At 54.7% G+C, this 22,176-nt stretch carries 19 protein-coding genes; 15 read left to right on the top strand and 4 right to left on the bottom strand.

The features are described 5' to 3' along the window. Position 1 precedes the first annotated feature (1 nt). From H7F31_RS26180 to H7F31_RS26170, 3 genes are read left to right on the top strand one after another with little or no spacing between them, the layout of a single operon-like run. Positions 2-799: a thiazole synthase gene (locus H7F31_RS26180; RefSeq protein WP_187101199.1), complete on the top strand. Its 798-nt coding sequence runs from the start codon at positions 2-4 to the stop codon at positions 797-799. Continuing rightward, entirely contained in the window at positions 796-1,989 is a 1,194-nt protein-coding gene (thiO, locus tag H7F31_RS26175; protein ID WP_187101198.1) for a glycine oxidase ThiO, read from the top strand. Before H7F31_RS26180 ends, thiO begins: the two co-directional genes overlap by 4 nt. A gap of 40 nt (positions 1,990-2,029) precedes the next feature. Continuing rightward, on the top strand, positions 2,030-2,761 hold the full coding sequence (locus H7F31_RS26170; RefSeq protein WP_187101197.1) for a GT-D fold domain-containing glycosyltransferase: 732 nt from the start codon (positions 2,030-2,032) through the stop codon (positions 2,759-2,761). Positions 2,762-2,827: 66 nt separating this feature from the next. Here the strand turns inward: H7F31_RS26170 and H7F31_RS26165 are convergent, their stop codons facing one another. After that, the gene (locus H7F31_RS26165) at positions 2,828-3,847 is read right to left on the bottom strand and encodes a ketoacyl-ACP synthase III (protein WP_261800140.1); all 1,020 of its coding nucleotides are present in this window, start codon (positions 3,845-3,847) and stop codon (positions 2,828-2,830) included. Positions 3,848-4,063: 216 nt separating this feature from the next. Between H7F31_RS26165 and H7F31_RS26160 the strand changes: the two genes are divergently transcribed. From H7F31_RS26160 to H7F31_RS26135, 6 genes are all read left to right on the top strand, one after another. Beyond that, on the top strand, positions 4,064-4,819 hold the full coding sequence (locus tag H7F31_RS26160) for a YhcN/YlaJ family sporulation lipoprotein (protein ID WP_187101196.1): 756 nt from the start codon (positions 4,064-4,066) through the stop codon (positions 4,817-4,819). 150 nt (positions 4,820-4,969) lie between these two features. Further along, on the top strand, positions 4,970-6,292 hold the full coding sequence (locus tag H7F31_RS26155; protein WP_261800139.1) for a nucleotide sugar dehydrogenase: 1,323 nt from the start codon (positions 4,970-4,972) through the stop codon (positions 6,290-6,292). Continuing rightward, the gene (locus tag H7F31_RS26150) at positions 6,289-7,395 is read left to right on the top strand and encodes a Gfo/Idh/MocA family protein (protein ID WP_187101195.1); all 1,107 of its coding nucleotides are present in this window, start codon (positions 6,289-6,291) and stop codon (positions 7,393-7,395) included. The genes H7F31_RS26155 and H7F31_RS26150 overlap by 4 nt, the downstream gene beginning before the upstream one ends. Position 7,396: 1 nt before the next feature. After that, positions 7,397-8,497 carry a DegT/DnrJ/EryC1/StrS family aminotransferase gene (locus H7F31_RS26145; protein ID WP_187101194.1) on the top strand — a complete coding sequence of 367 codons (1,101 nt, stop codon included), beginning with the start codon at positions 7,397-7,399 and terminating at the stop codon, positions 8,495-8,497. A 15-nt stretch (positions 8,498-8,512) separates the two neighbouring features. Next, entirely contained in the window at positions 8,513-9,238 is a 726-nt protein-coding gene (locus H7F31_RS26140; RefSeq protein WP_187101193.1) for a DapH/DapD/GlmU-related protein, read from the top strand. Next, positions 9,231-10,175, top strand: a complete 945-nt coding sequence (locus H7F31_RS26135) for a glycosyltransferase family protein (protein ID WP_187101192.1) — start codon at positions 9,231-9,233, stop codon at positions 10,173-10,175. The genes H7F31_RS26140 and H7F31_RS26135 overlap by 8 nt, the downstream gene beginning before the upstream one ends. Before the next feature lie 99 nt (positions 10,176-10,274). On the opposite strand, the gene H7F31_RS26130 is transcribed toward H7F31_RS26135, so the two are convergent. Further along, entirely contained in the window at positions 10,275-11,075 is an 801-nt protein-coding gene (locus tag H7F31_RS26130; protein WP_187101191.1) for an FkbM family methyltransferase, read from the bottom strand. A 266-nt stretch (positions 11,076-11,341) separates the two neighbouring features. Here H7F31_RS26130 and H7F31_RS26125 point away from each other — a divergent pair, with 266 nt between their 5' ends. The 5 genes from H7F31_RS26125 (at position 11,342) to H7F31_RS26105 (ending at position 17,684) form a co-directional block, all read left to right on the top strand. Beyond that, positions 11,342-15,157 carry a glycosyltransferase family 39 protein gene (locus H7F31_RS26125; RefSeq protein WP_187101190.1) on the top strand — a complete coding sequence of 1,272 codons (3,816 nt, stop codon included), beginning with the start codon at positions 11,342-11,344 and terminating at the stop codon, positions 15,155-15,157. Positions 15,158-15,193: 36 nt separating this feature from the next. After that, entirely contained in the window at positions 15,194-16,204 is a 1,011-nt protein-coding gene (locus H7F31_RS26120) for a glycosyltransferase family 2 protein (RefSeq protein WP_187101189.1), read from the top strand. Beyond that, positions 16,194-16,640: a GtrA family protein gene (locus tag H7F31_RS26115; protein ID WP_187101188.1), complete on the top strand. Its 447-nt coding sequence runs from the start codon at positions 16,194-16,196 to the stop codon at positions 16,638-16,640. The genes H7F31_RS26120 and H7F31_RS26115 overlap by 11 nt, the downstream gene beginning before the upstream one ends. A 14-nt stretch (positions 16,641-16,654) precedes the next feature. Beyond that, the gene (locus tag H7F31_RS26110) at positions 16,655-17,332 is read left to right on the top strand and encodes a class D sortase (protein ID WP_187101187.1); all 678 of its coding nucleotides are present in this window, start codon (positions 16,655-16,657) and stop codon (positions 17,330-17,332) included. 127 nt (positions 17,333-17,459) lie between these two features. After that, positions 17,460-17,684, top strand: coding sequence for a helix-turn-helix domain-containing protein (locus H7F31_RS26105; protein WP_006040330.1), 225 nt, complete (start codon positions 17,460-17,462; stop codon positions 17,682-17,684). Between the two features lie 366 nt (positions 17,685-18,050). Here the strand turns inward: H7F31_RS26105 and H7F31_RS26100 are convergent, their stop codons facing one another. After that, entirely contained in the window at positions 18,051-19,721 is a 1,671-nt protein-coding gene (locus H7F31_RS26100) for a transposase (RefSeq protein WP_261800138.1), read from the bottom strand. 261 nt (positions 19,722-19,982) lie between these two features. Beyond that, positions 19,983-20,747 carry a helix-turn-helix transcriptional regulator gene (locus H7F31_RS26095; RefSeq protein WP_261800558.1) on the bottom strand — a complete coding sequence of 255 codons (765 nt, stop codon included), beginning with the start codon at positions 20,745-20,747 and terminating at the stop codon, positions 19,983-19,985. Positions 20,748-20,876: 129 nt separating this feature from the next. Between H7F31_RS26095 and H7F31_RS26090 the strand changes: the two genes are divergently transcribed. Continuing rightward, positions 20,877-22,001: an RNA-guided endonuclease InsQ/TnpB family protein gene (locus H7F31_RS26090; protein ID WP_187101185.1), complete on the top strand. Its 1,125-nt coding sequence runs from the start codon at positions 20,877-20,879 to the stop codon at positions 21,999-22,001. Positions 22,002-22,176: the final 175 nt, after the last annotated feature.

The following is a 22,176-nucleotide window of genomic DNA, read 5'->3' as shown; positions in this document are numbered from 1 at the left end:
AATGATGAACCAGCAGAATGGACTGACGATCGCGGGAGTAACGTTTGGCTCGCGGTTTCTGTTCGGGACGGGGAGATTCCCCAGCCCCGCCGAGCTTAGGGAGTCGCTTGCCGAATCCGGCGCCGAAATTGTGACCTTCGCCGTTAGACGCGTCAATCTGGAGCATACCGAAGACGATTCCGTGCTGCAGCATCTGGAAGGAAAAAAGCTGACTTACTTGCCTAATACGTCGGGCGCGCGAGTGGCGGAAGAAGCCGTCCGGATTGCCAGATTGGCGCGGGAGGCCGGACTCGGCAATTGGATCAAGGTGGAGATCAGCGGAAGTCCCGTTACTCTTCTTCCCGACCCCATCGAGACGCTAAAAGCGACTGAGCAGCTCGCCAAAGAAGGATTCGTCGTATTGCCGTATACATCGGATGATCCGATTCTTTGCAAGCGGCTGGAGGAAGCGGGCGCAGCCGCGGTCATGCCGGGAGGCTCTCCGATCGGGACGGGACTTGGACTTCTTAATCCTTATCATCTGTCGCTTATTATCGAAGAGGCGAATGTTCCCATTATTGTGGATGCGGGAATCGGCTCTCCCAAGGATGCCGCGGAAGCGATGGAGCTGGGAGCAGCCGGCATTCTGGCCAACACGCCTGTAGCGAAGGCGGGGAATCCCGTCAGGATGGCGAAAGCGTTCGCGCTTGCTATCGAAGCAGGACGGATCGCTTACGAGGCAGGACGCATTCCGAGGAAAAGATATGCTTCCGCCAGCAGCGACGAAGCCGGTTCCCTGTTTGCCGCGGGACCGACATGAGCGCTTACTCGCGGGGGCAATCCGTTATCGTGCTCGGAGGGGGTATTATCGGCTTGTCCTGCGCCCTGGAGGCTGCGCTTCGCGGACATAGGGTAACGCTTGCGGAGCCGGGCAGAATCGGCGGCCAGGCGTCCGGCGCCGCCGCCGGCATGCTGGCTCCGTTTTCGGAGAATCCCGAAGGGGCCGATGCATTCTTCCGCCTGTCGCTGAGTAGCCTGCGCCTTTATCCGGATTGGATTCGCGGCGTGGAGGAGATATCGGGCATGTCGGTAGAATGGGAGAGATCCGGCAGCTTAAACATCTTGCAGCATGAAGCCGATCTGCTGCCAGCCGAGGGCAGAATGCGGTGGCAGAACGGCTGGGGAGCCGGGGCGGAGTTGATCGACAAGGATGAGCTTCGGGGATTGGAGCCTGCGCTTGCCGAAGTAGCCGTCGGGGCTGTCTACATACCAGAGGAGGGTCACGTGTACGCGCCGAAGCTGGTCGAAGCGCTGGCTGCAGCCTGCAAGCGGACAGGCGTCCGAATACTGGAGCACGCTGGCACTATCGAGTCGCTTCACCGATCGGACATCGGCGGGAGCCGAATCGCCATGAGCGGTCTGCCAGCCTTGCTGGCTGCCGATCGTGTCGTTCTATGTCCCGGTGCATGGTCCTCGGCATACGAACAACATTTGGGTCTGAATCTGCCTGTCCATCCTATAAGGGGCCAAATTTGTTCTTATCTCTCTCCCGCACAATGGAGCGAACCTCTGCGGCACATCGTATTCACCAGCCAGGCCTACTGGGTAAGCAAGCGGAACGGCACGGTTGTCTGCGGAGCATCGGAGGATGTGGCCGGTTATGAAACCAGCGTGACAGAACATGGCATTGGACGATTAACGAGGGCAACCGACCGCTTTCTGCCGGATCTACGGGGTGTTAAACCTGCGTTTGGCTGGGCAGGATTGCGTCCTGCTACACCGGATGGGATGCCGCTAATCGGAGCTGCGGGAGGCAAGGGAGAGTGGCTGATGGCTGCCGGACATTACCGCAACGGCATTTTGTTAAGCCCGGCAACGGGCCGGCTTATCTCCGATCTGCTGGACGGCGAGCCGGATGAGAAGACGCTAGCCGGACTAGCCCCTTTTGCTCCGGCAAGGTTTACGGCAAGACAAGGGTCCAAGCAAGCAACGGCAGGGCACATATATTGATGCATGAAAGCATGTAGAAGCCCCGGAGGTGCGGATTGCATTGATATCCCATATTACCAACGATCAATTGCTGGCGAAGGAAATCATCGTGGAGAGGATCCGGGATTCGCTGTCCAATAAAACCCCGTTTTCCCTCGTCCGGATCGGCGACGGCGAAAATTTTGTGCTGTCGCAGGATTCGGTCTACACGATGGAGCAGACACTAAGCCAGCTCTGGGTGAAAATCGCAAACGAGGGCCGCAAAGGCGTTCGTATTCCCAATATCGAAATTCGCGACCGTATGGTGGAGGCGATCAAGGAAGCCGATATCGTAGGCGTTCTGGCGCAGAACGACAATACGATCAGAGCGCATCCCAATCATAAACGTCCGCTTACGGACAAAATCTTCGACCACTTCGGATTGCAGCCCAAAGCCTTGTGCAATGCAATCGTCAATCGCGAGCTGATCTATTACAAGCCCTTCTGGGAAATGCTGTCGGAGCAGGGCAGCCGCGTCATTTTGATCTCCAGATGGGCCGGAGGGACAAAGCAGCGGCTTATTCGGCCGCCGTACAATCTGAGCATTCCGTTTACGCTGCCCTTCGAAAGGTATGAAATGATGGACGAGACGCTGGCCAAGATCGAAAGCAGGCAGGACGAATTCGATATCGTCCTTGTTTCCTGCGGCGTCAATGCTGTCGTGCTTGCGCACGAAATTACGAAGCGGACGGGGAAGGTGGCCATGGATTTCGGCATCGGCTCCCAGATTATTTCCAGCGTAAAACTGCAATAAAGTCGGCAAGACGAAGAGCCATACCATGGAGAGACATGAACCCATGGTATGGCTCTTATTGCTCTTTTAGATTGACCAGCGTAGGATAACGCCTGCTTGCGTCAAGCCCCCGCCGAAGCCGTGAAGCAAAACGAGATGCCCCGCTTGCAGTCTACCGTCCTTGACGCCGTCATCCATCGCAAGCGGGATAGAGGCGGCTGACGTATTGCCGTACTTCGCGATAGAAGACAGCGCTTGATCCTCTGTGAAGCCGCATCGCTCGCATAACGCCTCGATGATTCGCTGATTGGCGTTATGCGGAGCGAACCAATCCACTTGATGCGCAGCCAGGCCGGCGCTCTCAAGCAGCTCCGAAATTCCTTCCGAGACGCTGGAAAGCGCCCAGCGGTACACCTCGCGTCCATTCTGTACAAGCTTGCCGCTCGGCACAAGATCGTATTCGCCGATTCGCGAGGACAAATGGCTGGCGTAGACATGCCGTCCGCCGTTGCCGTCGGTCCGGGCGAAGGAAGCCAGGAAGTCGCCTTCTCCATCCGCGGTTCGTTCCACCAACACGGCGCCTGCTCCGTCGCCGAACAGAATGCAGGTCGTACGATCGGTATAGTCCGTAATTTTGGACAAGGCATCGGCGCCTACGACCAATATTTTATGATGAAGCCCGGTCATGAGCAGCCCGTTTGCGAGCTGCAGACCTGCGGTGAAACCCGCGCAGGCGGCTTGGATGTCGATCGCTCCGCATTGAGCGATGCCAAATCTGGCCTGAATGCCAGCCGCGATGCTGGGGAATATGGTATCCGGCGTGGAGGTGGCTACAATAATGTAATCAACATCGTCCAGTTGCACGTCGTACCTGGAAGCCAGGTCGGCAACCGCACGGTAGGCCAAATCGCTGGTATATTGATGCGGCGCCGAAATTCGGCGTTCGCGTATGCCGGTCCGCTGCACGATCCACTCATCAGAGGTATCGACCAGCTTCTCCAGGTCCGCGTTGGTCATGACATTGTCCGGCAAATAAGTTCCTATTGCAGCAATACGGGAGTTGGATCGGTAAGCGGCTTTGCTTGCGATATCGGGTTCTCTGCTCACGGGTCTACACAACCTTTCATATATTTTTATTATTGGCACCTGGTACTAATATCTGATACTAATATCATACCTTCTGTAAATACGGCTGTCAATGAGATCCGCAGACGCTGATCAACACTGATCATACGAATAACCTCTCTCCTTTCGGCAAACGATAAGACTGGAATCTGTCGCAAAGGTATCATTATCGGATGACGAACAGGAGGAGGATTGATTATGATAATCCGCTCTCGCGGCGCTTGGACGCTGCTAACGGCATGCATCGTGCTTGGAGGCATGCTTGGCGGCTGCTCTATGGAGAAACAAGGCGATCTTGGCAATAAAAATTTGCGCACAAATGAAGTGCGTTACGATGCGAACGGCAATCGGCTGCTGACGGACAAACGATTCGCGGATGATCAGAAAAACGAAATGAACCGGGTCAATGGCCGCAGGTTGAGCAGCAACAATCTCGTTGGCACGCATCGCAATTATCGGCTGGAAATCAAGCCGGAATTCGGCGAGAAGCTGGTGCAAGAGGTGGCGGGCATTCATCATGCGGTCGTCATGCTCGCGGATTATAACGCCTACGTGGCGGTATCCTTGGACAAGGAAGCAAGCGGCGACGGGATCGGCACGCTAAGCCGTACTTACATGGGATTGTCCGGCGCCAAGGGAACGGAGGCGGGCAGACGGATTGGAACCCTGTCGACAGGCCAGGAACGATTGAACGACGAGCTGACGGAAAAGGTTTCTTCGGCACTCAAAGCCATGAGGCCCAATATCGAGCTGGTGTACGTCTCCGCGAACCCTGATTTCGTAGGCCGGATGAACGCATATCAGAACGATGCCCTGCAAGGCTTCCCCGTTCAGCATTATATTATGGAGTTTAACGGAATGGTTGAACGAATCTTCCCACCGCGAACGACTAAAAGCAGCGATGAGCTGATTCGGCCATATGGCCATCGTTTCAGCGGCAGATTGCTGGAATAAGCCACACGTATTTATAGGACCGTCTCCGGGCAGCCGCCGCCGCGCTCCCATCGGAGGCGGTTTTTTGTCGTTTCGTCCATTCGTCACAGCTTGCCCGGTCATATAGTATTCTAGCTGTTTCATATCCATGCTGGGAAAGAGGCGAGAGAATTGACATCAATAAAGGAGGAGCATCACATCGAGTCTGCGGACGAGCGACGAACCGTGGCGATCATGGGATTGGGTTACGTGGGGCTGCCACTGGCTCTGCTATTCGCCGAGCAAGGATTTCGAGTGATCGGAATCGATCCTGATGCTTCTAAAATTAGCAAGCTTCAGAATGGCAAAAGCTATATTCGCGAAATAGAAGACGCAGTGATTAACGAGGCGATTGCAGAGCGATTGATTCCGACAACGCAGCATTCCGCAGCTCGAGCAGCCGAGGCCATCATCATCTGCGTGCCGACGCCGCTGACGGCTTACGGCACTCCCGATCTCGCCTACCTGAAGATGGCGGCGACCCAAGCAGGCGCCGAATTGCAAAAGGGGCAGCTCGTCGTCTTGGAGAGCTCGACTTACCCCGGTACGACCAGGGAAGTGCTTCTGCCGCTGCTGGCCAAGTCGGGTCTGCGGGCGGGCGAAGACTTCCATGTCGCGTATTCCCCGGAGCGGGTCGATCCCGGCAATGCGGACTTCCCCATCCATCGTATCCCCAAGATCGTAAGCGGCATAAGCGATCGCTGCCTGGAGAAAGTATCCGAGCTGTATCGTCATGTCTTCCCGGCCGTCCATCCCGTCTCCAGCACGGATGCAGCCGAGATGACTAAGATCATGGAAAATGCCTACAGGCTCGTCAATATCTCGTTTATTAATGAAATGGCAATCGCCTGCGATACGTTGGGACTCGATATTTGGGAGGTTGTTCAAGCCGCATCGACGAAGCCGTTCGGTTATCATCCCTTCTATCCAGGTCCCGGCATTGGCGGCCATTGCATTCCCGTCGATCCTTCCTATCTGCAATGGAAGCTGAAGCAATACGGCATGAACTCGGACTTTATCGGCTTGGCGAACGGCATCAACCACCGAATGCCGCTGTATGTCGTGCAGCAGCTCAAGCAAGGCGTTGCTCCCAAGCCGCTGGCCGGCTCCTCCATCCTTGTATACGGGGCGGCCTATAAGTCCGATATTGCGGACAGCCGCGAGTCGGCATCGATCGATATCATGAAGCTTCTTATGCTGGAAGGAACCAAGGTTTATTACGATGACCCCTATATCAGCGAACTTGCGGTCGGGGAGAAGAAGCTTCAGAGAACCGAGCTGACGCCTGAATTTCTGGCGAGCATCGACGGCGTCATTATTGCGACGTATCACAGCGGCATGCCGCTTGATCTGATGATGGAGCATGCGCCGCTGATTTACGATACCCGCAATGTGACGAAAGGCCGCCGGGGGCGCGCCGTTACGATGAGGCTTGGGGGCGGGGGCGTTTCATGACTTTGATGCGTATTGCGATCATCGGATGCGGGGCCATTGCGGAAAAACATGTTGCGGCAATTGCCGAGTTGGGCGGCGGGGCGGAGATCGCGGCGCTTTGCGACATCTCGGAGGAGCGTCTCCGCGTTTTCGCCTATCGCGCCGGAATTCCGAGGTTTCCGGGAGCAACGCTGCATACGGATATCGATGAAATGCTGACACGACCGGAGCTCGATCTTGTAGTCGTGGCGACGAGCAGCGATTCCCATGCCCGGATCGCGCTGCGTTCACTTGAAGCGGGCAAACATGTGCTGGTCGAAAAGCCGCTTGCGCTGTCCATGGGCGAGGCAAGGGAGCTTATCCGTCTTGCCCGAGCAAAAAAGCTGGAGCTGGCCGTGTCGTTTCAAGCGCGTTATTCGCCGCGGATTGCCGCGATGAAAGCTGCTGTTGAGGAGGGACGGTTCGGCGAGATCGGTCACGGCGCCGTGGCGATGAGATGGAATCGCGATATGGCCTATTATAGAAGCGGGCCTTGGCGCGAGGATTGGAGCAAGGGCGGCGGTTTGTTCATAAACCAGTGCATTCATTATGTCGATCTGCTGATCTGGCTGCTGGGTCCGCTCCAATCCGTATATGCGCTTGCCGGCATCCATGGCCAGTTTATCGGCGTCGAAAATGTCGGAGCGGCGCTGCTGCGGTTCAAAAGCGGGGCTGTCGGCATTGTCGAGGCGTCAACGGGCGTCTATCCCCGAACGTTAGGCACTTCCATCAGCCTGTTCGGCTCTCGCGGCACTGCCTCCTTTGAGGGCACGGCCTTGCAAGAAGCGGCGGTATGGACCTTCGAACATAACCATGGTTCGGAGGGCGCCGACTCTGTTTCCGAGCAACGGACTTTATCCAAGGAACATGATACGGATATCAAGCTGTCGCATACGCCGCTTTATCGCGAGCTTTTGACCGCCATCCGTGGCGGGGAGTCGCCCATCGCTTCGGCCGAGTCGACTCTTCCCGCGCTGGAGGCCGTGCTTGGCATCTATCAATCGATAAAGAGCGGTCTTGTCGTGGAGCTGCCGATCAACGAGGAGTTTCATATGGGCGGCATGGTCTGGAGGGAGAAGGGGTAGGATGGAAAAAATTCCGTTAATCGATTTGCGCGCGCAATACCGGGAGCTGAAGGACGAGATCGACGCTGCTTTCCTGCGCGTTATGGCCAGCGGCGAATATATCGCGGGACCCGAGGTCGAAGGGCTTGAGGCCGAGATCGCGGCATTGACCGGCGCGGCTTATGCCGTATCGGTCGCGAACGGTACGGATGCGCTGGCGCTTGCGCTGGAGGCGGCCGGCATCGGACCTGGCGACGAGGTCGTCACGACGGCGTTCACGTTTTTCGCTACGGCGGAGGCGATCGTGCGCCGGGGAGCCGTTCCCGTGTTCGCCGATATTGATCCCGCAACGTACAACATGTGTCCCTTAGACGCGGAGCAGCGCATTACGCCGCGTACCAAAGCGATTTTGCCGGTTCATATTTTCGGCCAGCCGGCAGACATGTCGGCCTTTTCCTCCCTGGCGGAGCGGCATGGCCTCAAGCTGATCGAGGATGCCTGTCAAGCCATCGGGGCGACGCTGGAAGGCCGTCCTGTCGGCGCCATGGGAGACGCGGGCTGCATCTCCTTTTTCCCGACAAAAAATCTGGGCGGCTACGGAGACGGAGGCATCATCGTAACGAATAATGAACGGATTGCCAACGAAGCCAGGCTGCTTGCCCGGCATGGCAGCCGGAAAAAATATTTTCACGAAACAATCGGCGTCAACAGCAGGCTGGATCCGCTTCAGGCGGCCATCATCAGAGTGAAGCTTAAGAGACTGGGGGAGTGGAACGATCGTAGAAGGCAGGCGGCTGAATATTATAATAACGGATTGCGACACACACCGTTGAGACTGCCTGTGGTCATGGAAAAGGCGGGCCACGTGTATCATCTCTACGCCGCGCAATACGAACAACGCGACGAGCTGATGGAGAGGCTCAAGGGAGACGGCATATCGTCCGGTCATTATTACCCGTGTCCGCTGCATCTGCAGCAGGCGCTGACGTTTCTCGGCTACAAGGCGGGCGATCTGCCCGTAACGGAGAAAACTTGCGCCCATTCGTTCGCGCTGCCGCTCTCGCCGCATCTGACAAGGGAGCAGCAGGATTATATCATCTCCAAGGTGATTCAATATACGTAAGGGAGAGTGAGAGGGATGAGCGGAACGACAAGGATCGGAGATGGCGTCACGCTGGGGCGCGGCGTCGTGATCGGGGCGGGGGTTACGATCGGCCATGGCGCCGTCATCCACGACGATACCGTCATTGGAGACGATGTCCGCATTCACGATCATGCCGTGATCGGCAAGCTCCCCATGAAGGCCAAACGATCCGCGACGACAAGCGACGGCGTCTTCCTGCATCCGACGTTTATCGAGAAGGGCTGCACGATCGGAACGGGAGCGATTATCTATCGGGGGGCGCGGCTGCAGCCGGACGTCCTGGTAGCGGATTTGGCGACGGTGCGCGAACGGGTCCGGGTCGGGACGGGGACGATAGTGGGACGCGGCGCCGCCATCGAGAACGACTGCGAGGTCGGCGCTCGCTGCAAGCTGGAGACGAACAGCTACATCTGCGCATATTCCGTGCTGGAGGACGACGTTTTCGTCGCCCCCTGCGTCGTGACGACCAACGACAATTATTTGGCGCGTTCCTCTGCCAGATTTTCCAGGTTCAAGGGAGTGACGGTTCAGCAGGGAGGCAGGATCGGAGCGGGCGCGACGATTTTGCCGGGCAGAGTCATCCATCGGGACGGCGTCGTGGCTGCAGGCAGCGTCGTGACAAAGGATGTGCCGGAGCGGACGATCGTAGCGGGCAATCCCGCTCGCAAACTAAGAGATGTGCCGGAAGATCAGTGGCTGGAGAATCAAGGGCATGGATAGGCGGATTAAAGTACTGATGCTCGTGAAGCGGTTCAACGAGACCTATCCGAAGCATGTGCATAAATTCGATATGTTGAGGGCGATCGAAGAGGTCGCCGACGTGACGTACTGGAGTAAGGACGGGGATATTCGCGCCATATTGGAAAGTTTGCCGGAGAGGCCGGACGTTATTTTCCATTACGACATCGAATGGCGAAACGCTTTTGCCCCCCACATTACGGGACTGGACAAAGTCGGTATTTTGAAGGCGTGTTACGTGCTGGACGTCCATTACCTGCCTGCCGTCAGAAAGGACTATTTCGAACGGAATGCAAAGCCGGATCTTATTTTATCCGCCAGCAAATATCCCTTCCTCAAGGCGTTCCCGGAGATGCGGCCGCGGTTCCGCTGGTTGCCGTTCGGCATCAATCCGGAGATGATCCGGGACTATGGCTTGCCCAAGGACACGGCTTATTCGCTCATGGGATTAATGGAGGATAAATACCCGTTCCGTTCCGCCGTGCTTAAGGCTATGTCGCGGGAGGAGGGATTTGTCCATTACCGCCATCCCGGGCACCGGACGCCCTACCGGCCTGGACTGTTCGTGCACGATACGTACGCGCGGGCCATTAACGGTTCCATGATAGCCTTCACTTGCGGCAGCGTGCTGGAAATCCCCGTTGCCAAGTTTTTCGAAATTCCGGGCTGCAGGACGCTGATGCTGGCGGAGAGCAATCCGGACATCGAAGAGCTGGGCTTTAAGGACGGAGACAACTTCGTAGCCTGCGGACGTGCCGGCATACTGGAGCTTGCGAGGCGGTATCGCGCGGATGCGGAGGCGAGGAACGCTATTACGGAGCGGAGTTATAACTTCGTCCATCGTTATCATAGCAACGGTGTCAGAGCGCGAGAATTCGTTGAGATCGTGAAGGATGCTCTTGCGGGGCGAGGAGGCTGATAGAAGGGCCGGAACTGCTTTGCGGCCCTTTCACAAAAGCAAACGGCGCTGCCAGGGGGAAGCTTGCTTCCCTTTGGCGGCGCCGTTTATTGTCGAGTTTCAGCTCTCCAGCTTGCTTACGAGCTCGGCGCTTGTGGAGAGCACGAGGTCGTTGCAGGTTTTGTCCGCATTGAAGTGTCTTGCGATGCTTTCGTGCACCGGAGTTTCCATCGGGATGAGTCGTCCACTCGCGTCCGGCGCGTAAAGCAAAAAACGTTCGGAGAGGAAATCGATAAACCCGTTCAGGTCGATGCCTTTTTCGATCATATAGCTGCGGTTAAATTCGATGCAGCCGATCGCGCCGGCGCAGCTGTCCAGCAGCTTGCTCATGCCCTTTATGGCTTGCCATTCGAACCCTTCCACGTCCATCTTGAATAACAAGGTTCCTCCCTGAATGATACGATCCTGGAACAGGCTGTCGATCGTGACGGTGCCGATGGAGGTTGATTTGACGGCACGCGAGCCGGAGGGGTGGCCCGAGGAGAGGCCGGAGTGCGACTGGTCGACGTAGAAGGATATCGTGGTATCCGCCTCGTCCGAGACGAAGGCGAATATCGTCTTCATCTGACGGCCGTTGGGATGGTCTTCAATCGACCGAAGCAAGTAGGGACGCAGTCCTTCGTTGGCTTCGATCGCCACGATCTCGGTATAAACGGGATACTGCGCGGACAGCAGGATCTCTCCGTAATTGGCGCCCGCGTCCACCACGATGGCTGGCTCCAGCAGGCTCACGGCCTTGCGCCAAAATGCCGTAACGGCGGGTTGAGACAAGCCGGCGTACCGCTTCATTCTGCCGCCGCGCTTATCGCCCGGATTGACATACATGGCATGCCCGGTGCCGTTCATTATGATTTTATGCATGTTGGTGACTGCCTCCTTAGGAAGTGAGAGAGCCGTCCCGGTTCGGAACGTTTCTATTAACGTATTCCGCGAACGGGCTGCCCGTACTAGATTCACAACCATTTGAAAGGGGGAGCATGCTCCTGTTTGGAATAATCCAACAGTATTTTGCCCGCGGACATTGACCTCGGCATCTCCATTCGATAAAGTGAATCTGTATGATTGTAATGACTGCCATATTTTATAGAGAATCTAGATGAGATAGATGAAGGAGAATGTGAACCGAGATGAATAAAGCTGGTCTACGCCGCTTGACTATTCCGCTGATGCTGATGGCAATCTGGCTCTGCAGCATCCTCCCCGCGCATGCGGCAGGCAATCTGATCGTGAACGGCGACTTCGAGCAATCCGAGGGCGGGATGCCGGTCAATTGGACTACTGAAGCCTGGATCAAAGACGATGTCTCTACCGAATATTCGGTCGAGCTTGGCTCCGCCCAATCGGGCGAAGGAGCGGCATCCATTCGGAATCATGGCGATAATCATGCCAGATTTATTCAGACGGTCCGGGTCGAATCGGACAAGCTGTACCGAATCTCCGGTTACGTAAAGGCGGAGGGTCTGCGTCTTGACGCTTACGGCGCTTATCTGTCCGTAGAGGGAGTGGCGGTCCAATACCCGCAGGTTCACGACACAGGCGGTCAGTGGTCTTACCTGGAGTATTACGGACGAACGGCCAAGGATCAGAAGGAAATCACGATCGGCGTCAGCGTGGGGGGATACGGCAGCATTAATGCCGGAAGCGCCGCATTCGACGGCGTGTCGGTCGAGGAGGTCGGCGAGACGCCGGCGGGAGCGGTAGAATTCTCGCTTGCTTCTTCTCCGGTCAGCGGCGGCGAAGAACAGGAGCAGGCGCCGATTAAGGTGTCGATCCTTTCGACGCTGCTGTACGCCGCACTGTTTACGGCCTTTTTCGCGGTCGTCCGAAATGCGCTCCTGAGGCGGCAGGACCGGCTGCGGGGCAATAACAGCGTTCGCGATCTATTGTTATATGGAGGCTTTGCCGCCGCGTTAGCGGTTCGAATCGCAATTGGGCTTAGCCATGAGGGTTACGCCAACGACATCGCGCTCTTTACGTTCTGGTCGGATCAAGTGGTGAAAGAGGGCATTGCGGGTTTCTACCATACCGATATATTCGTCGACTACCCGCCAGGTTATATTTACGTGTTGTACATAGTAGGGCTGATCAAAGATTGGCTGGGCCTTGCGGCAGGCAGCGCCGGTACTCTGCTGCTCTACAAGCTTCCTGCCATCGCGGCGGATCTCGTGGCTGCAGCCGTCATCTATCGCGCGGCGAGAGGCAAGCTGAGCGAAGCTCCGGCAATCGGCCTTGCGCTGATTTATGCTTTTAATCCCGCAGCCATTCTCGACTCCGCGGCATGGGGGCAAGTCGACGCCGTGTTTGCACTGGTGCTGACGCTTGCGATCGCCGGCATGGCGGATCGCAAGTTCGGCAGGGCATCGGTCTGGTATGCGATCGCTGCGCTGATTAAGCCGCAAACCTTTATTTTTATGCCAATTCTGCTTGTCGCCTTGCTGCTTGGACGAAAGTGGAAGGATGTTGCGGTCAGCGCCTATTATGGCTTCGGTACGTTCATTCTGCTTGCGCTTCCGTTTTTCTGGGGCCATGGCGGGCTAAAGGGCGTCTACGAGCTGTACAAGGGGACATTGTCTTCTTACCCATATGCGACGCTCAACGCCTTTAATCTGTATTCGTTGACGAGCGGGAACTGGGCGCCGCTGACGGACAAATGGCTGTTCATTCCCTATCAGACATGGGGTGGCCTGTTTATCGGGGCCGCTGTGCTGGCGGTTCTTCTACTCTCGTTCGCCCGTGTAAAGCGGAATAACGAGGACCGGTCGTTCTATGTGGCGATGATCCTGATCGCCATCGTATTTATCGGCGTAACCAAGATGCACGAACGTTACATGTTCCCTGTTATGCTGCTCAGCTTATTTGCGTATATTCAGTCTATGGACCGCCGAATGCTGCGGCTGTTCTTCGGCTTCACGATAACGAATTTCATCAATATGAGTTACGTGCTTAAGTTCAGCGAGCAGACGACCAATGTACCGACGGACGGCGTGGTCATCCTGTGTTCACTGGCGAATATTGGCTTGCTGCTATACGGATTGTACGTTGGACACGATCTCTACCGGAACGGCAATCGACAGCAGGTGGAGATGTTGCAGCCCGATGAGCGGCTGCGAGCCGATGCCGATCGGTTGGAAACGTTCCGTGTGCGGACCGGCGAACGATCCGCGGGTCTACGCCGGTTGAGCCGCAAGGATTGGTGGTGGATGGGCGGTATTACGGCCGTGTATACCATCGTGGCGCTCGTCAACTTGGGATCGTTCAAAGATCCGGAGACGGTCTGGCATCCATCCTCGGCCGGCGAAGGTTTCTACGTCGATCTGGGAGAAGTGAAGCAGCTAGAGCGGCTGACCAGCTTCGGCGGCGTTGGCACGGGGACTTACGCCTACGAATTCGGCGAGACGCCGGATGTTTGGAATAACCGGATCGAGGTCGACAATAATCATGTGTACGTCTTCGCATGGAAAAGCCAGCAGCTCGACGTGAAAGCGCGTTACGTCAAGTTGACCGTAACGGGAGCCGGCTTTTCGATGAACGAGCTTGGCATCTACGAAGCCGGCAGCAAGGAGCCGCTGCCCATCAGCTCCATCGTCGCTCTTAACGATAAGGAGCCGAAGCGCGGCGCGATAACGAATCTGTTCGATGAGCAAAAGCTGATGGTTTATAATCACGAATTTATGAAGGGCAGTTATTTCGACGAAATCTATCATGCCCGAACGGCCTACGAAAATCTGGAAGGTCTCGTTGCGTACGAAAATACGCATCCGCCGCTTGGCAAGCTCATTATCGCGATTGGCATCAAGCTGTTCGGACTCAATCCGTTCGGATGGCGGATCGCCGGCACTTTGTTCGGCGCGGCGATGATTCCGCTTATCTATCTCATGGCGAGACGGCTGTTTGGAGGAACGACGTTCGCCGCGATCGCCGCGCTGCTGCTTGCGGCAGACTTCATGCATTTCACGCAGACGCGGATTGCGACAATCGATGTATACGGCGTGTTCTTCATTATGCTGATGTTCTACTTCATGCATCGATACGTCACGATGAACTTCTACCGTTCGTCTCTTTTGTCGACGTTCGTGCCGCTGGGACTTGCAGGACTTGCCTTTGGTCTCGGCGTCGCTTCCAAGTGGATCGTCTTGTACGGCGGAGCGGGTCTTGCCATCATGCTGGCGTTGTCGCTGATCGAGCGCTACAAGGAACACGGGGCGGCCAAGCGACTACTAAAGCGCGGCGACGGGCTTGACGGCTACAATCGGGCCGAGCTGGAACGGGCGTCCCGCTTGTTCCCGCGCAACACGATCCTTACGCTGGCGGCCTGTCTTCTGTTCTATATCGGAATTCCGGCAGGCATTTACGCTCTGTCGTACATTCCGATTCTAAACGTCATGTCGGGCGGCTATACGCTGAAGGCGCTGGTCGATTACACGACGCATATGTACAACTATCACAGCCAGCTCGTCTCGTCCCATCCGTTCTCCTCCTCCTGGTGGGAGTGGCCGTTCATGAAGCGTCCAGTCTGGTATTATTCCGGCAGCGAGCTGCCGGAAGGGATGAAGTCCACGATCGTGGCGATGGGCAATCCGCTTATCTGGTGGATCGGTTTGTTTACGATGATGGCGACGGCTTATATCAGCATCAAGCGCAAGGACAGATCCGCTTATATGATCTGGATTGCCTTCCTGGCCCAATATGTGCCGTGGATGCTGGTGCCGCGGGAGACGTTCCTGTACCATTATTTTGCAATGGTGCCGTTCATTATACTGGCTACGGTCTATTGTATGAAGCATGTCGAAGAGATTCGTCCAGGCTTCGCCAAGGCGAGAAATGCGTACGTCGCTGCGGCGATCGGATTGTTCGTGATGTTCTATCCGGCCCTCTCGGGCATGCTGGTGCCGAAGTGGTACGTCGACGTCCTGCTGCGCTGGTTCCCAAGCTGGTTATTCTAGATCGATCGAGGTTATTGAAGCGAGGAGAAATGGCAAATGTCCGTTAAAGTCAAATATAGCGTAATCGTGCCGATGTACAACGAAGAAGAGGTCATCGACCATACTTACGGCCGGCTGAAGGAAGTGATGGACGCCTCGGGCGAGCCGTACGAGCTCATCTTCGTGAACGATGGCAGCCGCGACCGGACGGTGGAGAAAACGGCGCTGATCGCCAGCGCCGATCCCAATGTGCGTCTAATCGACTTCTCCCGCAACTTCGGGCATCAGATCGCGATCTCTGCCGGTATGGATTATGCTCAGGGAGATGCGATCGTCGTCATTGATGCGGATCTGCAAGATCCGCCCGAAATTATTTTGCAGATGATTGCAAAGTGGAAGGAAGGGTATGAGGTCGTCTACGGCCGCAGACTAAAGCGCAAGGGCGAGACGCTCTTTAAAAAGCTGACGGCCTTGGCCTTCTACCGCCTGCTGCGGAGTATGACGAACGTTGAAATCCCTCTCGATACGGGCGACTTCCGCCTGATCGACCGCAAAGTGTGCGATGTGCTGCGCGGGCTGAAGGAAAAAAACAGATTCGTGCGCGGCCTGATCAGCTGGATCGGATTCCGGCAGACCAGCGTTGAATACGTTCGCGAGGAAAGATTCGCGGGAGAAACCAAATATCCGCTCAAAAAGATGATCGGCTTCGCGCTTGACGCCATTACCTCGTTCTCCCATAAGCCGCTTAAGATCGCGACCTATCTCGGCTTCTTCTTGTCGCTAGGCAGCTTTATCTATCTGATCGTCATCCTTTATCAGCGGCTGTTCACGTCGACGACGATTGAGGGCTGGACGACGACCGTAGGTCTTAGCTTGTTGTTCAACGGGATTATTCTCCTTCTTCTTGGCGTAATAGGGGAATATATTGGTCGTATCTACGACGAATCCAAGGATCGGCCGTTGTACATCGTGCGCGAAACGTTAGGATACAAGGAGCAAGAAGGCGCGGCTGAGGAAGGCCCAAAGGCTTCGGACGAGCGGAAAGCGGCGAACCGGGATGGCCGGTAAAGGCAATAAGGGATGGCTGCCGCAGCTAGTGATGTTCGGCTTGATCGGCGTTCTTAACACGCTTGTCGACTTCGGCATGTTCGCCTTATTGACATGGCTGTCTCTCCATTATGCAGTTGCACAAACGCTGGCCTACTTGGCTGGGATGGCGAATAGCTACCTGCTTAACAACGCCATAACCTTCCGCTCTCAGCGGCGGGAGTCGTCCGGCAGAACGGGAGCGGCCATGCGCCGGCAGCTTCGATTTCTCGTCTGGAACGGAGCCATGCTTCTACTGTCGATCGGAATGTTAAGCGGTGCTGTGCAGCTTCTTGGATGGTCGGCTTGGTTGGGCAAGATTGTCGTTACGATTTTTATATTGGGACTGAATTTTTATGGAAGCAAACGCTGGGTTTTCGCAGGTGATCGCAGCAAGAAAGCCGTAGAGCTTGGATAGAGTGGAGGTTGATCATGAGACGTTGGATCGCATATAGTCTTGTCTTGATCGGTATTGTCATTCTTGCATACCCCAAGGCAAGCGAGTGGTACAATGACAAGCAGCAGGAGAAATTAATGGCGCAGTGGGAGATCGGCGAGACCAACGAGGAAGCCGGTCAAACGGCGCTGGAGCAATATGGCGGATTGACGACCCTATTCGAAGAGCTGGATGCGGAGGAAACCGGAACTCCTGTCCCAACGGATACGGCCGCCGAGAGTGGGCCGTCACCGACGGCGATACCTGCCGAAAGCAAGGTTGAACCAATCGCGACAATCCGGATCCCGAGCATCAAGCTTAAGCTGCCGGTGCTGGAAGGCGCGACGCAGAAGAATATGAAGTCGGCAGCCGCCCATTTAAAGGAGACGGCGCCCATCGGGGAGATTGGCAATGCTGCCATCGCGGCGCATCGAATGCGGGCGAAGGGCAAGCTGTTCAATCGGCTAAACGAGGTAAAGGTCGGCGACGAGATTATTATCGAGACCAAAACCGGCAAGTTCACCTACATCGTGTACGATACGTCTATCGTACTGCCAACGGACGTGTCCGTCCTGAATTACAATGATAAGGACAAGCGCCTGACGCTTATTACCTGCGACCCCGTCGTCGACCCTACGCATCGGCTCATCGTACATGCCGCGATCAAGGAGTAACCTCGTTCTAATGCGCCTATTTTGTGCATAGACAGCACCAATGCCCTGCCCCCTTCATATGATAAGTTGACTGTATCCCTTGACCTTGTTATACCATAAAAACCCGAGCAAGGAGGGGTGACACACATTGAAGGGAAGCGACCACAAGAGCAAGTTTTTACTGACGCATCGTGAACGAGAGGTATTCGAGCTGCTGGTACAGGACAAAACGACGCGGGATATAGCGCAACAACTTTTTATCAGCGAGAAGACCGTTCGCAATCATATTTCCAATGTCATGCAGAAGTTGAACGTCAAAGGTCGTTCGCAAGCGGTTGTCGAGCTGATTAAGCTTGGGGAGTTACAAATCTAACATAACCCAGACTTCCATTCCGGTTTGCCGTGGCGAGAGCCCTTCAGGCTTAGAATGGCATGAATGACTAAGGCGGCATAGCGATGTGTCGTCTTTTTCTTTTGCTCGGGAGAGGGGGCTGGGTGGGCTAACGGACATCAGCGACGCTAATTGTTCGTTTTTAAGCAATATAAAAATCTAACGGACATAGAAGGCCCTATTACGCCAATCCGAAGCGAATTGTAGCTTGATTGGCGGGAATAAGGTCGCCTGTGAGGCTGTCTATTCACTGTAGATAAGAACGAGTTGCGTGCTGGAATGGGGCAATTGTGTGCTGGAGGGAACCGCTGAGTGGGATAATCGGAGGGCTGGGGAGTCGGATTCTACTTAGCAACTAATGGCATTTCGACGTCGAATAAACCCAGGTCTTTGAGGAAGTAGCTTCCTCAACGTGAGTTTCAAATTAACGACCATGGCAGCCAAGTAACCTTTAAGCTGCAACGCTTTTCGGCTTTTCGTTAAGGGTCTCTCTAAACCACAGTCATTCTTCAATTCTTGGTTCTTTCGTTCAACCAGCATGCGCTGTTTACGATCTAATTTGCCGCTTATCGTAGCGTTGTAATCCTTGGCAGCCTCGTACACTTCATAATAGTCACTGTGAAATACCCGGCGCTCTGCTTTTCCTGTTGTACATGCCGAGCGTAAGGGGCAACTTTCACAGTCTGTCTTTTCAAAATAGTATTGCCAACCGCTGCTTTGAGGAATATGACGCTTTTTTACGGTATCCTTTTCGTTCGGACAAGTGTAGCAGTCCTTTTCCTTGTCATAGCTAAATCGGGCGAGGTCGTATCCCTTTGAGGGGTTACTGCCCAGGATGACAGGGGCTACTACAGGGATGCCAATAGTGGCAAGCATAGTGCGCTGCAACCCGTGGCCGTAGGCGGTGTCACCTAACATGGCGCGTGGCGAAATTTCGAAAAAGCTTTGTACATCTTTGGCCATCGCGTACATAGCTTCTCTGTCATGTTCATTCGCAGGCACGACGTTCACATTCAGCACAACGGAGCTGGTCCCACACAAATTTTGTAGTTTGTAGCCACATGTGACGGTGGATGTATTCTTTCTCCCGACTCGAGCGTGCGGGTCAACAGCGCTCATAAGACGATCCTTTGCTCTTTCATGGCTCGGGATTTTTTCAAACACAATCTCTTGTTCGGTTTGGTTCCGCGCAGAGTCAATCGGGTCGCCATCAGTCGGCGGTACAGGTCTGCTGTTCTGCTCTAATATGTCCTGCAGAATGCGTTGCAAATGCTGAGAAGTCTCGCGCTCTTTTTCCGTGAGTTCTTTTTGCAACAAAGCAGACACATCCTCGAGTTGAAACCATTGAAGCAAACCATAAGCTTGTGCCACCAACTTGCTGAAAGCGAGCATGTGACCAGCAGTAGATGGTTGTACGGAGGTACGAGCGTAGAGTCCATCGGTCTCAACCGAAGCGAGTGCGAGTTGGTATATCGCACGATGGCTACGTTTTAAATGTTGAAGGACCCGGATCATAGCATGTTGAATCAAGCGATAGGTGCGCGGCTTGGAGAGTGCGGGATTTGAGGCAAACGAGTCGATGATCCATTTCTCCGTGTGATCGCCCCAAAGGCCATGGCTGTACATTTGGGCAAGAATGTAGAAGTGGCAGGCTTTAAACATGGCGGTTCCCATACGTGAGCGGTCCAAGCCAATCGTACTGTGATCAAACCCAAAGAAGTCGACGGGCAAGCCTAAGAAACGCTTGATGAACAAGTCGCTAATTATGCGCTCTTCCACCTGGCGGTCGGAAAGACCGTAGTATATCTGAATGAGATGGACTTTAAGCTTCAGTGAAGGCGCATATGGGTGCTGTCCGCGCCCCGAGTAGAGCACGGAGCACAGTGAATCTGCAAAAGAAAAGTCTATCTTCTTCTCTAAGTGACTCCAAAAAGGATGCTCAGGAAGCTTGGAGTATACCATCATATCTGCAAAAGACATTTGATCGAACTCTTTGTAACGCACACGTCTATTCAACACAGCACAAACCCCCGGCCCAAGTATATTTTCCATTATACCTGGGTTCGGGGGGGATGGAATATGGAATTTCAGTTACTCACAATGAATCGACAGCCTCCCTGTGTCCCTTAGAAATCAGAAACGTTGAAATTTCATCAAATAACGTCGCTGTTGTCCTTTAGAACTAGCTGTTGCCGGGCGGCTTCCACCGGTTTCGAGCTAATGATGGGACCTTGAGTTGCCCATTATCGGAATGAGTGTGCTTGGACCTCATATGCCAAATCAAATGAGCGTGATCGTAAGCCTGCCTTTCAAATCCTCAAGTTCCTTAACAAAGGATTCCCTGATGGAAGCGGGATGGATGCCGCGTAGACAAGCGCCGAATTGGTGAATGTACTGCAGCAAATATGGCGTTTCAGCAGGCTCGATCCAACCGGATACCACGCTTTTGCCGTTAGTTTCGGTTAACGACATGCGAGGATCATGGTTCCTTTCGAAAATGGCTTTGCCTTCGCCCGTAAGCTCGATTCGGTAGTCTATCGCGGACTGGCTTCTGGTCGCCAAGTCAAGGCGGTTACTCAAATCCATATCCTGCAGCCAGGGGAGAGGTTCTTCTCGCAGGACGGACGGATATATAATCGCTTGGAACAGTTTCTCGAGCTGCGGACATTCATTAGTTAATTGGGCCGTTCCGAATGACACGCGGGAGCCGTCTTGCTCCAGCATGTTTTTTATTTTGGGAGACACGGATTGAAGAAATTTATGCTGAATGGCATCGTATTCCGCTTTGAACGGCAACGAACCCAGCAGCTCCATGCCTTTCATGGAGAAAAACAAAGCACAGGTTTCCTGCGGCGTAAACGTGACCGGAGGGATGCTGTAAGAGTCCAAAATTCTGTACCCGCCATATCGCCCCGGCTCGGAATATAAAGGGACCCCGATATCTTCAAGCGATTGAATGTATCGGAGAGCGGTGCTTTTGGAGAGAGCAAACTCCGTCATTAACTCTCGAAGCGTGAACCGGTCCTGATGGTACACATAGTTCATCAAAAACGCCCAGGATACTCCCGACTTCTATAAACGGGGGGATGGACGTCAGGCGTTAGCCTGAAGGATATTTCGTATGTTCTTGTTCTCCCTACTATGCTAAAATAAGGATAGAAAGGAGGCGAACATATGATCGTGACTATTACGGCTAAACTCAAAATAAAACCGTCAGAAAGTCAAATGAGGGCATTGCTACAAACGATGATCGCTTATCGGCAGGGTTGCAATTTTGTCTCTGCTCTTGTGTTTGAGACAAACGAGCGCCAGCAGTCTGCCCTGCACCGAATGACGTATCAGCCCCTTCGCAGCACGCTTGGCCTGCGCTCCCAGATGGCTCAATCGGTCCTCAGAACCGTGATCGCCAAATACAAAACCCTTCGGAGTAACGGCCATGCCTGGACGCTTGTACACTTTAAGAAGCCGGAATATGATCTTGTCTGGAACCGGGATTACTCACTGAACCTGGGCGCTGGGCTGTTCTCCGTCAATACGCTGCAGGGCCGTATCAAGGTTCCTTTCGAAGCGAAAGGAATGGAAGCTTATTTCGACGGTTCGTGGACTTTCGGTACGGCCAAGCTGGTGTATAAAAAGCGGAAGTGGTTTTTGCATATTCCGGTATCGAAAGAAATAACCGTTCCTGAGCTGACGGAAATCGAACACGTCGTTGGCGTTGATCTGGGCGTCAACTTTGTAGCCACGGCGTATGACACCGATGGCAAAACCGTATTCATTCGAGGAAGAGAGCACAAACAAAAACGAGCGAACTACAAAAGGTTGCGTTCGGAGCTGCAGCACAAACAAACGCCTTCGTCCCGTCGCAGGCTGAAGCAAATCGGAGAACGAGAAAACCGCTGGATGACCGATGTTAATCATCAAGTCAGCAGGGCACTCGTGACCCGGTATGGGGCGAATACGCTGTTTGTACTTGAAGATTTGACAGGGATTCGGGGAGCAACGGAAAAGGTCAGGCGTAAGCATCGCTATGTGACGGTATCGTGGGCGTTCCGCCAGCTTCGCGAGATGGTAACGTACAAGTCGCAGCTTGCGAAAGCGATGACCATTGCCGTAGATCCAAAACACACCTCGCAAGCCTGTCCGATATGCAGTCACACGGCAAAAGGGAACCGGGATAAACGGGGGCATCGATTCCATTGCCTGGCCTGTGGCTATGTAAGCAATGATGACCGGATCGGTGCGATGAATCTCTGTCTGAAGGGAAAAGAGTACCTTCTACAAGGTGCAGGCCTAGCATGACTAGGCTTGCAGGGTAGCTGTCAGTCTGCCCAGCGGTAAGCGAAGGCTTACCTGCGGATGTAACACCACGTTCTTCGGAACGCATAAGATCAGAGTCGCACAAGACGTTTGTACGATCGGGTCGTTACAAGCCCCCACTTCAAACGATAGTTAAGTGGGGGTCATTGACATTCGC

This window comes from Paenibacillus sp. PAMC21692, from assembly GCF_014303795.1.
GTDB classification, from domain to species: domain Bacteria; phylum Bacillota; class Bacilli; order Paenibacillales; family Paenibacillaceae; genus Pristimantibacillus; species Pristimantibacillus agaridevorans.
This window is presented reverse-complemented; position numbering and strand designations above follow the sequence as displayed.

Coding starts and splice junctions, on each gene's coding strand:
- H7F31_RS26180 (WP_187101199.1), top strand. CDS start 2: ATGATGAACCAGCAGAATGGACTGACGATCGCGGGAGTAACGTTTGGC.
- thiO (WP_187101198.1), top strand. CDS start 796: ATGAGCGCTTACTCGCGGGGGCAATCCGTTATCGTGCTCGGAGGGGGT.
- H7F31_RS26160 (WP_187101196.1), top strand. CDS start 4,064: ATGATAATCCGCTCTCGCGGCGCTTGGACGCTGCTAACGGCATGCATC.
- H7F31_RS26150 (WP_187101195.1), top strand. CDS start 6,289: ATGACTTTGATGCGTATTGCGATCATCGGATGCGGGGCCATTGCGGAA.
- H7F31_RS26145 (WP_187101194.1), top strand. CDS start 7,397: ATGGAAAAAATTCCGTTAATCGATTTGCGCGCGCAATACCGGGAGCTG.
- H7F31_RS26140 (WP_187101193.1), top strand. CDS start 8,513: ATGAGCGGAACGACAAGGATCGGAGATGGCGTCACGCTGGGGCGCGGC.
- H7F31_RS26135 (WP_187101192.1), top strand. CDS start 9,231: ATGGATAGGCGGATTAAAGTACTGATGCTCGTGAAGCGGTTCAACGAG.
- H7F31_RS26130 (WP_187101191.1), bottom strand. CDS start 11,075: ATGCATAAAATCATAATGAACGGCACCGGGCATGCCATGTATGTCAAT.
- H7F31_RS26125 (WP_187101190.1), top strand. CDS start 11,342: ATGAATAAAGCTGGTCTACGCCGCTTGACTATTCCGCTGATGCTGATG.
- H7F31_RS26120 (WP_187101189.1), top strand. CDS start 15,194: ATGTCCGTTAAAGTCAAATATAGCGTAATCGTGCCGATGTACAACGAA.
- H7F31_RS26115 (WP_187101188.1), top strand. CDS start 16,194: ATGGCCGGTAAAGGCAATAAGGGATGGCTGCCGCAGCTAGTGATGTTC.
- H7F31_RS26110 (WP_187101187.1), top strand. CDS start 16,655: ATGAGACGTTGGATCGCATATAGTCTTGTCTTGATCGGTATTGTCATT.
- H7F31_RS26095 (WP_261800558.1), bottom strand. CDS start 20,747: ATGAACTATGTGTACCATCAGGACCGGTTCACGCTTCGAGAGTTAATG.
- H7F31_RS26090 (WP_187101185.1), top strand. CDS start 20,877: ATGATCGTGACTATTACGGCTAAACTCAAAATAAAACCGTCAGAAAGT.